General features: G+C 31.7%; 13 protein-coding genes. 9 read left to right on the plus strand and 4 right to left on the minus strand.

All coding sequences use genetic code 11. The features are described 5' to 3' along the window. Nucleotides 1-3: 3 nt before the first annotated feature. Nucleotides 4-1,290: a sodium:proton antiporter NhaD gene (gene nhaD / locus BP92_RS0114425; RefSeq protein ID WP_026726676.1), complete on the minus strand. Its 1,287-nt coding sequence runs from the start codon at nucleotides 1,288-1,290 to the stop codon at nucleotides 4-6. Between the two features lie 130 nt (nucleotides 1,291-1,420). Here nhaD and panB point away from each other — a divergent pair, with 130 nt between their 5' ends. From panB to BP92_RS0114465, 8 genes are all read left to right on the plus strand, one after another. Next, nucleotides 1,421-2,239 (plus strand): 3-methyl-2-oxobutanoate hydroxymethyltransferase, encoded by an 819-nt coding sequence (gene panB, locus BP92_RS0114430; protein ID WP_026726677.1) that lies wholly within the window; start codon nucleotides 1,421-1,423, stop codon nucleotides 2,237-2,239. Nucleotides 2,240-2,241: 2 nt separating this feature from the next. Next, a complete protein-coding gene (locus BP92_RS0114435; RefSeq protein ID WP_026726678.1) occupies nucleotides 2,242-2,940 on the plus strand; it encodes an RluA family pseudouridine synthase in 699 nt (232 codons plus the stop codon). Nucleotides 2,941-3,000: 60 nt separating this feature from the next. Further along, a complete protein-coding gene (locus BP92_RS16840; RefSeq protein WP_051604499.1) occupies nucleotides 3,001-5,004 on the plus strand; it encodes a PAS domain S-box protein in 2,004 nt (667 codons plus the stop codon). 5 nt (nucleotides 5,005-5,009) lie between these two features. Next, complete coding sequence (locus tag BP92_RS0114445; protein ID WP_026726679.1) at nucleotides 5,010-6,365, plus strand: hypothetical protein; 1,356 nt, start codon at nucleotides 5,010-5,012, stop codon at nucleotides 6,363-6,365. A gap of 20 nt (nucleotides 6,366-6,385) precedes the next feature. Next, nucleotides 6,386-7,240 carry a KPN_02809 family neutral zinc metallopeptidase gene (gene ypfJ / locus BP92_RS0114450; RefSeq protein ID WP_026726680.1) on the plus strand — a complete coding sequence of 285 codons (855 nt, stop codon included), beginning with the start codon at nucleotides 6,386-6,388 and terminating at the stop codon, nucleotides 7,238-7,240. A 2-nt stretch (nucleotides 7,241-7,242) separates the two neighbouring features. Continuing rightward, nucleotides 7,243-7,653: an SET domain-containing protein-lysine N-methyltransferase gene (locus BP92_RS0114455; RefSeq protein ID WP_245598387.1), complete on the plus strand. Its 411-nt coding sequence runs from the start codon at nucleotides 7,243-7,245 to the stop codon at nucleotides 7,651-7,653. A 72-nt stretch (nucleotides 7,654-7,725) separates the two neighbouring features. Further along, nucleotides 7,726-8,016 (plus strand): TIGR03643 family protein, encoded by a 291-nt coding sequence (locus BP92_RS0114460; RefSeq protein ID WP_026726682.1) that lies wholly within the window; start codon nucleotides 7,726-7,728, stop codon nucleotides 8,014-8,016. A 1-nt stretch (nucleotide 8,017) separates the two neighbouring features. Continuing rightward, nucleotides 8,018-8,434, plus strand: coding sequence for a DUF2452 domain-containing protein (locus BP92_RS0114465; protein WP_026726683.1), 417 nt, complete (start codon nucleotides 8,018-8,020; stop codon nucleotides 8,432-8,434). Between the two features lie 53 nt (nucleotides 8,435-8,487). Here BP92_RS0114465 and BP92_RS0114470 read toward each other — a convergent pair whose 3' ends face one another. Next, entirely contained in the window at nucleotides 8,488-10,023 is a 1,536-nt protein-coding gene (locus tag BP92_RS0114470; protein WP_026726684.1) for a YifB family Mg chelatase-like AAA ATPase, read from the minus strand. A gap of 136 nt (nucleotides 10,024-10,159) precedes the next feature. On the opposite strand from BP92_RS0114470, the gene BP92_RS0114475 reads away from it, so the two are divergent. Further along, nucleotides 10,160-10,594 (plus strand): GNAT family N-acetyltransferase, encoded by a 435-nt coding sequence (locus tag BP92_RS0114475; protein WP_026726685.1) that lies wholly within the window; start codon nucleotides 10,160-10,162, stop codon nucleotides 10,592-10,594. An 81-nt stretch (nucleotides 10,595-10,675) separates the two neighbouring features. Here BP92_RS0114475 and BP92_RS0114480 read toward each other — a convergent pair whose 3' ends face one another. Both BP92_RS0114480 and tilS read right to left on the minus strand, forming a co-directional pair. After that, nucleotides 10,676-12,691 carry a protein-disulfide reductase DsbD family protein gene (locus BP92_RS0114480; RefSeq protein WP_026726686.1) on the minus strand — a complete coding sequence of 672 codons (2,016 nt, stop codon included), beginning with the start codon at nucleotides 12,689-12,691 and terminating at the stop codon, nucleotides 10,676-10,678. After that, complete coding sequence (tilS, locus tag BP92_RS0114485; protein WP_026726687.1) at nucleotides 12,688-13,995, minus strand: tRNA lysidine(34) synthetase TilS; 1,308 nt, start codon at nucleotides 13,993-13,995, stop codon at nucleotides 12,688-12,690. Before tilS ends, BP92_RS0114480 begins: the two co-directional genes overlap by 4 nt. Nucleotides 13,996-14,011 lie beyond the last annotated feature (16 nt).

The raw sequence follows: 14,011 nt of genomic DNA on the forward strand, positions 1-14,011 counted from the left end.
ATTTTAATGCATTAGTAGCACTTGAATCAAATATGTTACAATACCAGCAACATAACCAACAATTGCCAAAGGAGTTATTTTTTTCAAATACCACATAAAAGTAATTTTCTCTTTCTCCATTACGGCAATACCCGCTGCAGAACCAATTACTAACATACTTCCTCCTGTTCCAGCACATAAAGCGATAAATTCCCATAAAGAATGATCCATTGGATAATCAGCCAAAGAGAACATTCCTTGTGTTGCTGCTACTAAACTTCCGTTATCTACAATTGAAGATAGAACTCCAATAGCAACAATCATAGAATCTGTATTTGGTAAGTTTGTAATTAAAATGTTCGCTAATTCTTTTAAAACTCCTACTTCTTGCAAAGCAAATACCATTAATAATATTCCCATAAAATAAAGTATTGAACTAATATCAACTTTAGTCAATGCGTATGCCACTGAAAACTTATCTTTCTCTTCTTGTGTCTTTTTTCTATGATACATTATTGAAACTAAAGAAACCATCGATAATGAAATTAAAACTCCAATAAATGGTGGTAATCCTGTTAATGTTTTAATTACTGGAACCATTACTAATCCTAGTACACCAGCTATAAAAACACTCATACTCCCTCGCATTTTTTCTTCCTGACGCACTTGAGCCATGGATACTTGTGCTCTCAAAACTGCAAAACCTTTCATTCTAAAACTAGCTATCAATACAGGCACTAACAATACCATAATAGATGGCAAAATCAATGCTTTCACAATTCCAAAAGAACTTACTTGACCGCCTATCCATAATAAAGTTGTAGTAACATCTCCTATCGGACTAAAAGCTCCTCCAGCATTAGCTGCGATTACAACGATTCCTGTCAATACCATTCTGATTTCTCCTTTTGGCATTAACTTTCTTAAAAGTGTTACCATAATGATTGCAGTTGCCAAGTTATCTAATAATGCTGATAGAAAAAAAGTAATAAAAGCAACTATCCAAAGTAATTTTAAAACAGAAGTTGTTCTAATTCTACTGGTAATTACAGTAAAACCTTTATGAATATCTATTAATTCCACTATCGTCATTGCTCCCATAAGAAAAATCAACAATCCTGATATTTCTCCAAAATATTCCATTAATTTTTCAGTTACTAAGTGTTGGTCATCGTGGCTGTAAAGAGCAATAACAACCCAACAAATTGTTCCAGTAAGTAAAGCAGTAATTGTTTTATTAATTCGAATAGGAGATTCTAGAATAACCGATAAGTAACCTAGAATTGCAACAGCAAGTAATATAGATATCATTTTAGCATTGTTTTTAAACGCCCCTAAATTAAAACATTAATTTAACATAAATTTAATATTTGAGAAATATTTTTTCAAAATCTAAAAAGAAAATAACATTTACTACCTTTGTCTTTTAAATACAAAAAACATGTCAGTAGCGAAGAAAGATTACAAAAGAATTACAACAAGAACTTTGATTGATATGAAAGAAAATGGAGAAAAAATCTCCATGCTAACTTCATATGATTTTACAATGGCTAAAATTGTAGATTCTGCGGGTGTAGATGTTATTTTAGTTGGTGATTCAGCAAGTAATGTTATGGCGGGACATGAAACAACACTTCCAATTACACTTGACCAAATGATTTATCACGCATCAAGTGTGGTTAGAGCTTGCGAAAGAGCTTTGGTCGTGGTTGATTTACCTTTTGGTAGTTATCAATCGGATTCTAAAGAAGCCTTACGCTCTGCAATACGAATTATGAAAGAAAGTGGCGGGCATGCAGTAAAATTAGAAGGTGGAAGTGAAATTAAAGATTCAATCAAAAAGATATTAAACGCTGGAATTCCTGTCATGGGACATTTAGGATTAACACCACAATCTATTTATAAATTCGGAACTTATACCGTTAGAGCTAAAGAAGAAGCGGAAGCTGAAAAATTAATCGAAGACGCAAAAATGTTAGAGCGCTTAGGTTGTTTTTCATTAGTATTAGAAAAAATTCCAGCAGCTCTAGCTGAAAAAGTGGCTAAAAGTATTTCTATCCCTGTAATTGGAATTGGTGCTGGTGGTGGTGTTGATGGACAAGTTTTAGTAATTCACGACATGTTAGGAATGAATAACGAATTCAGTCCGAGATTTTTACGTCGTTATTTGAATTTATACGAACAGATGACGCAAGCTATTGGTCAATATGTAACCGATGTGAAATCGCAAGATTTTCCTAATGCTAACGAACAATATTAATTGTGTCTAACAAAGAAATTTCCACAAAAGACAACTTACAAATCCTTCACGAAGACAATCACATCATTGTCATCAATAAGCGTGTAGGTGATATTGTTCAAGGAGATAAAACGGGTGACAAACCACTTTCTGATGTGGTAAAAGAATACATCAAAGAAAAATACAATAAGCCTGGAGATGTTTTTTTAGGAGTCGTTCATCGTTTAGATAGACCAACAACTGGAATTGTGGTTTTTGCGAAAACGTCAAAAGCGCTAACACGTTTAAACGAAACGTTTAAAAATAGAGAAACGCAAAAAACCTATTGGGCAGTAGTAAAAAATTGTCCTCCAAAAGAAAAAGATACTTTAGTTCATTTCTTAAAAAGAAATACTAAAAACAACACTTCAAAAGCGCATTTAAAAGAAGTTCCTGAAAGTAAAAAAGCAAGTTTAAGTTATCAAATCATCAAAAAATTAGATAATTATTTTGTTTTAGAAATTGACTTACACACAGGAAGACACCATCAAATTAGAGCACAATTACAAGCTATTGGTTGTCCAATAAAAGGTGATTTAAAATATGGTTTTGACCGAAGTAATTCTGATGGAGGGATTCATCTGCATGCTCGTAAATTAATTTTAACTCATCCTGTCTCCAAAGAAATCTTGACTTTTATTGCTCAAACTCCAAACGATGTCATTTGGAATTCAGTAATTTAACATTATTTATGTTTTTTTTAAAGTTTTTTCACTACATTTATTGCAAATAATTTCGTTGTAATGAAGAAAACTTTACTTTCACATATTACTTCTAATCAAAAAATCAAACAACTTGAGACGGAATTAGCATACTACAAAAGTAGAGACACTTTACACGAAAATTTTGAATATTTTTTTAACGAAACTACCGATTTAATATGCATTGCCAATTTAGACGGTTATTTTTTAAAAATTAATCCCGCTTTCTCCAACACATTAGGATATTCTGAATCAGAATTAATCACTAAAAAATTCATCAATTATGTTCATTCAGAAGATGTAGAAAAAACCTTAAATGAGATGAATAATCTTAGAGAAGGAATCAATACTATCAATTTTAGTAATCGATATTTACGAAAAGATGGAACCAACATCTGGCTACAATGGATTTCAACTATCAACTTAAAAACAAAAATAATATTTGCAATAGCACGAGATATTTCAGAAATAAAAAATACCCAAGAAAAATTAATACTCAGTGAAAAATTATTAAATGAGTCCCAAAAAATGGCAAAAATTGGGAGTTGGGAATTTGACTTAATCAGTAACAAACTATATTGGTCAGACGAACTTTACAATATTTTTGAGATAGATAAAAGTGCACAAGAAAATCTAGCAGAAACCTATAGAAGCAAATTAACTATTGAAGATATAAATCACTTAGATCAGCTTGTTGATAGAACAATTAAAGAAAAAAAATCATACGAAGTGGAGCATCCTTTCACTCTAGCTGGAAACAGAAAAAAATGGCTTTTAGGATCTGGCGAGCCTGTAATAAACGAATCAGGTGAAGTTATTAAAATAAGAGGAGTTGCCCGAGATATTACAGCACAAAAAGAAAGAGACGCTGCAATAAAAGCAAAAGAATTTGCTGAGCTTGCTAATCAGGCAAAATCAGAATTTTTGGCTAATATGAGTCATGAAATTAGAACTCCATTAAACGGTGTAATTGGATTTTCTGACTTATTATTAAAAACAAATTTAGACGAGAATCAAAAGGTTTATATGAATAATATCAACCATTCAGCCAATTTACTTTTAGAAATTATAAACGATATCTTAGATTTTTCAAAAATTGAATCTGGAAAATTTGAACTGTTTTTCGAACCCGTAAATATTAGAACCTTAGCACAACAAGTTGTTGACTTATTTAAAAGTCATGCAATGAATAAAAACATTGAATTAAATTTAATTATAGATCCAAATGTTCCAGAATGGATAGTGGCAGATATTGTTAGGTTAAAACAAATTCTCGTAAACTTAATTGGAAATGCTGTAAAATTCACCAACTTCGGAGAAGTTTTACTTCAAATTGAACAAATAAAAAGCGTTAAAAATAAATTTTCAACACTAAGATTATCCGTAATTGACACTGGAATTGGTATTAAAGAAGAAAACCTTAATAAAATATTTCAATCTTTCGTACAAGAAGATGTTTCCACAAGCAAAAAATTTGGTGGAACTGGATTAGGATTGTCGATTTCTAATAAAATTCTAGAAAAATGGAACAGTAAAATTGAAGTAAACAGCATTCATGGAGAAGGAAGTAATTTCAATTTCACTATCACTTTTGAAATTGCAAAATCTTCTCAAAACGATATAAAAAATTCAAATAAGAGTAATCAAATAACAAATTTTGAAACCAATAAATTCTCGAAAGAATTAAATATTTTAATTGTAGAGGATAATATAATTAATATGTTATTGTGTAAAAAAATGATTCAATCTATTTTACCCAATAGTACTATTTTTCAAGCTGAAAATGGTCTAAAAGTCTTGGAAATATTGGACAAAGAATCGATAAACTTAATTCTTTTAGATATTCAAATGCCTGAAAAAAATGGTTATGAAACTACTTTGGAAATTCGAAAAAATGAAAAGTTAAAAAATTTACCTATTATTGCACTCACAGCCGGAATTATGGTTGGAGAAAAGGAAAAATGTTTAGATTATGGAATGGATGACTACATTTCTAAACCTTTCAAAATAATTGAATTACAAACTATAATTAATAAATATATCTAATTTTTATGAAGATTATCAAACTTGCTTTTACTACCTTTTTAATTACCAACACTTTAACTGCTCAAGAACACTTTAGTGGAATTTCAACTTCAAAAAGAGGAGGTTTATTAAATGCGACAAATAATCCTGCTGAATTAGTAAACATGAATTCTAAATTTGAAGTTAATGCATTCAATTTTTCTATTGGAATGGCTAATAATAAATTAACTTTTAGTGATTTAGTTAGTGGAAACAATTTAGAAGATAAAATTTTTGAAGGAAATGATGTTGTTAATTTAAGATTAGATACTCAAATATTAGGTCCTTCATTTGCTTTTAAATACCAAAAATGGGGATTTGGAATTACTTCAGTTGCTAATGTTAAAGCAAATGTTATTAATTTAGACTCAAAATTAGGAGATGCTATTCAAAATGGTGAATTGAGTAATATTTTTTCTCAAACCGTAATTTCATCAAACGACAATCAAAGATTAAACGCAACAACTTGGGGAGAAATTGATTTAACAATTGCTCGAAATTTAATCGATCTTCCAAAACACAAACTTAATATTGGAACTAATTTACGTTTATTATTTCCTGGAGCTTATGCAAACTTTTCTGCAACAAACTTAAATGGTACAATCGTAAATAATTTTGGAGACATTTCTTTGATAAATGCTTCTGCTAATATCAACATTGCGTATGCTGGTGTTTTAGCAAACAACTATAACGATCAAGGAAACTACAACGAATTTTTCTCTCAAGGAATCAATGGTTTTGCAGCTGACATAGCCGTAAACTATCGTTGGAAAGACGAAAATGATGCTAATAGTTATCGATTAAACACTGGACTTTCAATTAAAAACATTGGTTCAATGACTTTTAAATCTGATAATAACTTAAGTAAAAATTATGTTTTAAATGTAGATAACTTAGAAAGTTTAGATTTGAATCAATTTGAAAATGCAGAAAGTTTATCTGAAATTGAAGCTATTTTAAACGATCCTGCAAATGCGGCTTATTTCCAATCAACATCAAGTACTGCTGACTATACTGTGAAATTACCAACCGTAATTAATGCTTATGCCGATGTTCGTTTAACAAAAAAATGGTTTGTAACAGGAAGTATCAATCAAAAAGTTAGCGATGATAGCAAAAGTGATTTTATCACAACTCAAAATTCGTACACTTTAATTCCAAGATTTTCTGCAAAATGGTTTGAAGCTTATGCTCCTTTAGCATCTAATGAAATTTCAGGATTTACAAGTGGAATTGGTTTTAGATTAGCAGGATTTTTCATAGGATCAAACAGTGTATTTACAGCTTTAGCTGATAGCGGAAAACAAGCCGATTTATATTTAGGAGTTCGTTTCGGATTTTAACAATTTAAAAAATATTTCTTATGAAATGGATAGGCAGACGTCAAAGTGACAACGTAGAAGATAGAAGAGGAATGTCAGGCGGAGGAAAAGTAGTTGCTGGTGGAGGTGCAATTGCAATTGTCTTTTTTCTTGTAAAAATGTTTTTTCCAGAAGCAGCACCGCTTGTCGATACCATTCAACAAAGTCAAGGTACTCAACAAACAGAGCAAGTTGAACAAAGAGAACTTACTCCTGAAGAAAAAGAAATGGGCGAATTCGTTTCAACTGTTTTTGCTGATACAGAAGATATTTGGACCAAAATATTTGAAGAAAATAATCTTGGAACATACGAACAACCAAAAATGGTTTTATTTACTGGTTCAGTTGAAACCGCTTGTGGTGGAGCAAGTTCAGCTTCAGGACCATTTTATTGTCCAGGCGACCATAAAGTGTATATGGATTTAGCTTTTTTTGAGGAGCTAAAAACTCGTTTTGGAGCTAAAGGTGGTGATTTTGCCATAGCTTATGTAATTGCTCATGAAGTGGGGCATCATGTTCAAACTTTACTTGGAACTTCAGGGAAAGTGAGACAATTACAACAAGGAAAAAGTGAAGCAGAAGCCAATAAATTATCCGTTTGTTTAGAATTACAAGCTGATTTTTATGGCGGATTATGGGCACACTACAACCAAAAATATTTAGAAGAAGGCGATATTGAAGAAGCCTTAAGTGCAGCTCACGCTGTGGGTGACGATGCTATTCAAAGTAAAATGCAAGGACATGTTGTACCTGATTCATTCACACATGGTTCATCTGAACAACGTATGAAATGGTTTATGAAAGGCTTTAAATCGGGAGATATTAGATTAGGCGATACTTTTGCCGAAGAACTTTAATTGTGTTGAAAATTGAAGCACCCGAATCTGATTATTTATATATTCAAGATTCACAAATACCAAATGCTGGAAAAGGTTTGTTTACAGTAATTGATATCTATCCAAATGAAATTATCTCACTTTTTAAAGGAGAAATTTTAACCGATGAAGAAGCTCAAAAAAGAGTTTCTGAAGGAAATGACCGCTATTTCATTAACATGTTAGATGGTTCACTACTAGACTCTATGAATGTAGATTGCTTTGCTAAATATGCTAATGATGCCGAGGCTTTCTCCAAATCAGCATTCAAAAATAATTCCAAAATCACATTAGACGATGATGATAATGTTTGCATCGTAGCTACAAAGAAAATCAAATCCCAACAAGAGATTTTTTGTAGCTATGGAGCAAAATATTGGAAAAAACATAAATAATTCAAATCTGTATTCATCATATTTATTTTTTTTGTAATTTTGTTTAACTTTTTAAATTATTTTTTAAACAAAATGAATGTTTCATCCAAAAAAGACTTCACCGATATTGAAATTGATAGAATAATAGAAATGGCTTGGGAAGACAGAACTCCTTTTGATGCAATAAAATTTCAATTTGGTTTGAGTGAAGCAGATGTTAAGGCTTTAATGAAAAAAGAACTCAAATTCAGCAGTTATAAATTGTGGAGAAATAGAGTTGAAAATTGTAAAACAAAACATTTAGCCAAACGAGTTGAAGGCATTGATAGATTCAAATGCAAACTTCAAAGAGCCATTACAAACAACAAAATTTCAAAAAGATAAGATGAAAAGCAAAATTCCAGATAATGTAGTTTTTTCTGAAGAAAACGGCTATAATGCAAATGTTTTGGCTTATCCTACGAGTGTTGGCGCGCCAGCAATTAAATTGGATAACGTTGTGGATTGGAAAAATATTGGTATTAGAAACGTAAACAAAGAATTTGAAAGCAAGTTTAACGAACTAAAAGCGGAGTATGAAAAATTAATGCAAGAATACGAATGGAATGAAATTCTATACAACGCTAAATATTCATTTGAACCTATAATTGGAGAAACTTATCATTTGTATTTAGCTAAAGATGGTTCCAATTTTCTGTCATTAATTCATCCAAATCATTGGAATAAAGAACATATTGGCTCATTCAAATTGAATAGCAACAAAAAATGGATTCAAACCGATTCCAAACAAGATAAGTTTTAAATTATTGAATTCTTCTAATTATTTCCAGAAGAATTCAATAATTACTTTTTAAACTAGCCTAACCACCCTTCCCTGTCCAAACTACGATATTGAATAGCTTCTGCTATATGATGTGATTGAATAGACTCAGAATCCTCTAAATCAGCAATAGTTCTTGAAACTTTTAAAATTCTATCATAGGCTCTGGCAGATAAATTCAAACGTTCCATAGCTGTTTTTAACAATTGTAACGAAACCTCATCTAAAACACAAAATTCACGAATTAGTTTGCTACTCATTTGAGCATTGTAGTGAATATGTTCAAAATTTTCAAAGCGTTGGGATTGAATTTCTCTTGCTTTCGTAACACGTTCTCTAATAGCTACGCTACTTTCTGCTTTTCGAGTTTCAGTTAGTTTTTCAAACGGAACGGGAGTAACTTCAATGTGAATATCAATTCGATCTAATAATGGTCCCGAAATCTTGCTCAAATAGCGCTGCATTTCTTGAGGAGTAGAACTCACAGGTGCATTCGGATCATTAAAATAACCACCTGGACTCGGATTCATACTCGCTACCAACATAAAAGAAGATGGATAAGTAATCGTAAATTTCGCTCTAGAAATCGTGACTTCCCTATCTTCTAAAGGTTGACGCATTACTTCTAAAACTTCTCGTTTAAATTCGGGTAATTCATCTAAGAATAGAACGCCGTTGTGAGCTAATGAAATTTCACCCGGTTGTGGATAACTTCCACCTCCAACTAAACTTACACTTGAGGCTGTATGATGCGGACTACGAAAAGGGCGTTGTGCCATCAATCCAACATCTTTTGTTTTTCCTGCTACCGAATGAATTTTGGTAGTTTCCAGCGCTTCTCTCATCGTCATTGGAGGCAGAATACTTGGCAATCGTTTTGCTAACATGGTTTTTCCCGAGCCAGGCGGACCAATTAAAATGATATTATGACCACCAGCCGCCGCAATTTCCATGCATCGTTTAATTCCTTCTTGACCTTTGACATCGGCAAAATCGTGTTCTGGAAAGTTTAAAGTTTTTGAAAATTCTTCGGTTGTATCAATTCTTGTGGGTTCTAAGTCTCCTTTTCCTTCAAAAAATTCGATTACTTCAGTTACATTTGAAATCCCGTAGACATCAATATTCTCTACTATTGCTGCCTCTTTAACGTTTTGGATTGGTATCATAATCCCTTTAAAACCTTCTTCTTTGGCTTTAATGGCGATAGACAAAGCTCCTTTTATGGGTTGCAAAGTTCCATCGAGCGACAATTCGCCCATGATGATGTAATTTTCGATTTCTTTTGAAGTAATTTGGGATGAAGCTGCTAAAATTCCGACTGCAATAGTTAAATCATAGGCCGAACCTTCTTTTCGTAAATCGGCAGGTGCCATATTTACAATGATTTTTTTACCGGGAAATTGATAGGAATTGTTTTTAAGTGCGGCAGCAATTCGAAAACTGCTTTCTTTAATAGCCGAATCAGGAAGCCCAACTAAATGATAACCGATTCCTTTTTCTGTGTTAACTTCTACTGTGATTGTAGTGGCCTCAACGCCAAAAACGGCGCTTCCGAATACTTTTACTAACATGGCTTATACTATTTAAATGGCTTATATAGATGCAAATATAGAAAAAGTATTGAAAAAAATAACTTTTTTATGAATTAGACAATCTGATCGCAATTCAATAATTTTGTACTTTGTATTTACTTTTAAAGTTATATTTATGAATTTCACATATATCAATGCTTCTACAGGGACTTCGGAAAAGTTTCCAAATAAAACAATTACCCATTTTTTACATACGCATCTTGAAGAATTTGGAGATACCGAAGAAGACATTCAAAAATGTATAGATTATGTCCTAAATCCAAATAAAGGTGGACAAATTATCATTGGTACTAATGAAGATAAAATTGTTGGAATTGTTATCCTAAACAATACAGGGATGAAAGATTATATTCCTGAAAATATATTGGTTTATATTGCCATTAATAATTCACAAAGAGGAAAAGGCTATGGAAAAAAGCTAATGGAAAAAGCCATTTCTTCTGTTGATGGAAATATTGCACTTCACGTTGAACCCAATAATCCGGCAAAAGCTTTATATGAAAAACTTGGTTTTACGAATAAATACTTAGAAATGAGATTGATAAAATAATTCGTATTATTGATAAATACCATTTAGTTACTATGAATAAAAAAATCCCAATCGTTTGATTAGGATTTTTTATTTGAAAAATTATTTTTTAAAAGCCGTTACACCATCCTGTAACCATTTTTTGTATTCCTCAACATCTGGTGTATAACCAACAGGTTTAGAAATATCTTTTCCATCAGCATCTAAAACAACATAATAAGGTTGGGCATTAATGTTATATCGTTCAATTTGATATTCTCTCCATTTTTTACCAATAGTAGTTACTTCACTTCCTGATTTTGAAACATATTGTTCTTCTTTTGGTAATTCACGTTGGTCATCACCGTATAATGAAATCAGTACAATCTCATTTTTTAAGATTTTCAAAATTTCAGCATCAGACCACACATTTTCTTCCATTTTTCTACAATTGGCACATGCATGTCCAGTGAAATCTAATAAAACTGGTTTGTTTACTTTTTTCGCGTAAGCTAAGCCTTCTTCATAATCATGAAATGCCGTTATTCCTAATGGTCCAATATGCGCATTTTCTGGTAAAGCAGTTGCTGAAGAAACTCCTGTACTAACTGTATTTTGGTACCCAACTCCATACGGACTTTCACTGTAAGTCATTGGTGGTGTGAATCCGCTCAATATTTTTAGTGGCGCTCCCCATAAACCTGGAATTAAGTAAATAGTGAATGTAGTAACAAATAAAGCTATGAATAATCTACCTACAGAAATATGTGTCATTGGACTATCGTGAGGCAAGATTAATTTTCCGAAAAGATATAACGCCCAAGCTCCAAAAACAGCTATCCAAATTGCTAAAAAGACTTCTCTTTCTAATAAATGTGTTTGTAAAACTAAATCGGCATTAGATAAAAACTTGAAAGCAAAAGCCAATTCTAAGAATCCTAATGAAACTTTAACCGTATTTAACCATCCACCTGATTTTGGTAAAGAATTCATCCAACCTGGGAACATAGCAAACAACATAAAAGGTAATGCAATGGCAGATGAGAATCCTAACATTCCAACTATTGGTCCTATTCCTCCTTGTCTTGCTGATTCTCCTAATAAGGAACCTACAATAGGTCCAGTACATGAAAAAGATACAACAGCTAAGGCTAACGCCATGAAGAAGATTCCAATGATTCCACCTCTATCGGCTTGTCTGTCGATTTTATTTAAAAATGAATTAGGTAAAACGATTTCAAATGCTCCTAAAAATGAAGCTGCAAAAACGATTAGAATTACAAAAAATATCAAGTTAAACCAAACATTAGTCGATAACGCATTTAGTGAATCGATTCCAAAAATAGCCGTTATTATCATTCCTAAACCAACATAAATAACAATGATGGAAATTCCATAAATAAAAGCATTACGAATTCCTGCCGCTTTAGTTTTACTCTGTTTGGTGAAGAAACTTACTGTCATTGGTATCATTGGGAATACACAAGGCGTAAGTAAAGCTGCAAAGCCGCCTAAGAAGGCTAAAATGAAAATTCCCCACAAGCTTTTCTCCTCTTCTTTTGGAGTTGAAAACAATTCTTTTGCTTTTTCCTTTAAATTATTGTCATCTTCAACAATTTCTTTTGTTTTATTTTTAACTTGATTAACTGTGTCTTTTTCAACTTGCAATACGGTTTCTGAGTCCTCTACCTTAATTTCTGGTAATTTAAACGTAAACGTAGCATCTTGCTGAATACATTGTTCTTTACAAACTTGGTATTCTACATAAACTTTTACTTCTTTTAATTTTGGATTGGTAACTTTTATTATTTGCTTAAACTGAGCCGTTTTTGCAAAGTAATATTCGTCTACTTCAAAAATATCGTTGTATACTTTTTTGTATGGACTTTCTTTGGTTTTCCCAACTAAATCGAAGTTTCCTTTTGCGTTTTTATAATCAAAAACGGTTGGAAGTGGTCCGTTTTCTGGTGTAAATTGCGAATACATGTGCCACTCGTTTTCGATAGTAGCATCCATGACCAATTCAAATTCGGTAGCCGATTTTTGAACGACTCTTGTTTTCCATTGTACCGGATTTATAATTTGTGCATTTCCAAAAAATCCAAAAATTAAGGCGATTAAGGCAAAATATTTTCTCATTCTTCTAATACGATTTTTATACTGTTTTGTGTTGTTTCATTACTTGTAAATCGATTATCTGCTCGTTTTCCGATTACCCAAACAATTTGGTCTTCCGAACATAATAACCACTGATTTTCTTTATCTAAAAGCGAATATTTTTCATCTTTGAAATATTTACTCAATTTCTTTTTCCCATTCATTCCTGACGGATAAAAATAATCTCCTTCTTGCCATTTTCTAATAGTAAGCGGAAATTTGAGTTTACTTTCATCTACAAATATACAATTCGAATGTGTTTCAAAAATGTTAACTCCTTTATAAAACCTAAGTTTTAAGGGAATATTAACTTTACTATCTAACGATTCGATAATAAAAAATGTTGAATTATTTGATGATTTTCTTTCAAAAAGGATTAATTTTTCTCGGTCTTTCAACAAAATATGCGTTTCGGAAAATACTTTTTTTCCTGATTGTGCTTCCACCAAATCATAAATATCATTCCAAGCCGAAAATCTATATTCTTTCAACCATTGGTACAAATACGCTTTATAATTTTGGAATTCAAGCAAAGGTTTCAAATGAATTTCTAGTTGATTTTCTTTTACTACAACAACTTTCTCATAAACCAATTTAGAAGCATCCTCAACCAAACTTTCCGCTTGTTGCAAATGATGTAAAGTATTTTGAAACGAATCTAAAAATCCGGTATTCAATTCTTTTAAAATGGGAACAATATCGTGACGTAGTTTATTACGAAAATACTTATCCGAAGCATTACTCGAATCTTCTCGCCATTGAATTTTATTTTCTAACGCATAATTTTCAATTTCCAAACGAGAAAAAGGCAATAGCGGACGAATAATGTTTCCATTTTGAGCTGGAATTCCCGTTAAACCTTCTAAACCTGTTCCTCTGATGAAATTAATTAAAAATGTTTCGACATTGTCATCCAAATGATGCGCGGTTAAAACATAATCAAATCCATGAGAAATAATTTCTTGAAACCAATCATAACGTAACTTTCGAGCAGCTAGTTGAATAGAAAGTTTGTTTTCTTTAGCAAATTCGAGCGTATCAAACTTCTCAATAAAATATGGAATATATCTATCTTGACAAATTTCTCTAACTAACATTTCATCACCATCACTCTCTTTTCCACGCAATTGAAAATTACAATGTACCACACAAACATCAAACCTCAACTTGTAAAACAAATCCAATAAAACCATACTATCGATTCCACCACTAACCGCTAAGAACAATTTCTTGTCTTTTAGTTGGTGAAAATTTTGTTCGATATGATTTTGGAATTTTGTAAGCATGACCAAAAATAAGGAA

The organism is Flavobacterium sasangense DSM 21067 (assembly GCF_000686885.1).
GTDB lineage: Bacteria > Bacteroidota > Bacteroidia > Flavobacteriales > Flavobacteriaceae > Flavobacterium > Flavobacterium sasangense.

Bases quoted from the DNA above. Each gene is read 5' to 3' on its own strand.
- nhaD (WP_026726676.1), bottom strand. From the start codon at position 1,290: ATGATATCTATATTACTTGCTGTTGCAATTCTAGGTTACTTATCGGTT.
- panB (WP_026726677.1), top strand. From the start codon at position 1,421: ATGTCAGTAGCGAAGAAAGATTACAAAAGAATTACAACAAGAACTTTG.
- BP92_RS16840 (WP_051604499.1), top strand. From the start codon at position 3,001: ATGAAGAAAACTTTACTTTCACATATTACTTCTAATCAAAAAATCAAA.
- BP92_RS0114445 (WP_026726679.1), top strand. From the start codon at position 5,010: ATGAAGATTATCAAACTTGCTTTTACTACCTTTTTAATTACCAACACT.
- ypfJ (WP_026726680.1), top strand. From the start codon at position 6,386: ATGAAATGGATAGGCAGACGTCAAAGTGACAACGTAGAAGATAGAAGA.
- BP92_RS0114460 (WP_026726682.1), top strand. From the start codon at position 7,726: ATGAATGTTTCATCCAAAAAAGACTTCACCGATATTGAAATTGATAGA.
- BP92_RS0114465 (WP_026726683.1), top strand. From the start codon at position 8,018: ATGAAAAGCAAAATTCCAGATAATGTAGTTTTTTCTGAAGAAAACGGC.
- BP92_RS0114470 (WP_026726684.1), bottom strand. From the start codon at position 10,023: ATGTTAGTAAAAGTATTCGGAAGCGCCGTTTTTGGCGTTGAGGCCACT.
- BP92_RS0114475 (WP_026726685.1), top strand. From the start codon at position 10,160: ATGAATTTCACATATATCAATGCTTCTACAGGGACTTCGGAAAAGTTT.
- BP92_RS0114480 (WP_026726686.1), bottom strand. From the start codon at position 12,691: ATGAGAAAATATTTTGCCTTAATCGCCTTAATTTTTGGATTTTTTGGA.
- tilS (WP_026726687.1), bottom strand. From the start codon at position 13,995: ATGCTTACAAAATTCCAAAATCATATCGAACAAAATTTTCACCAACTA.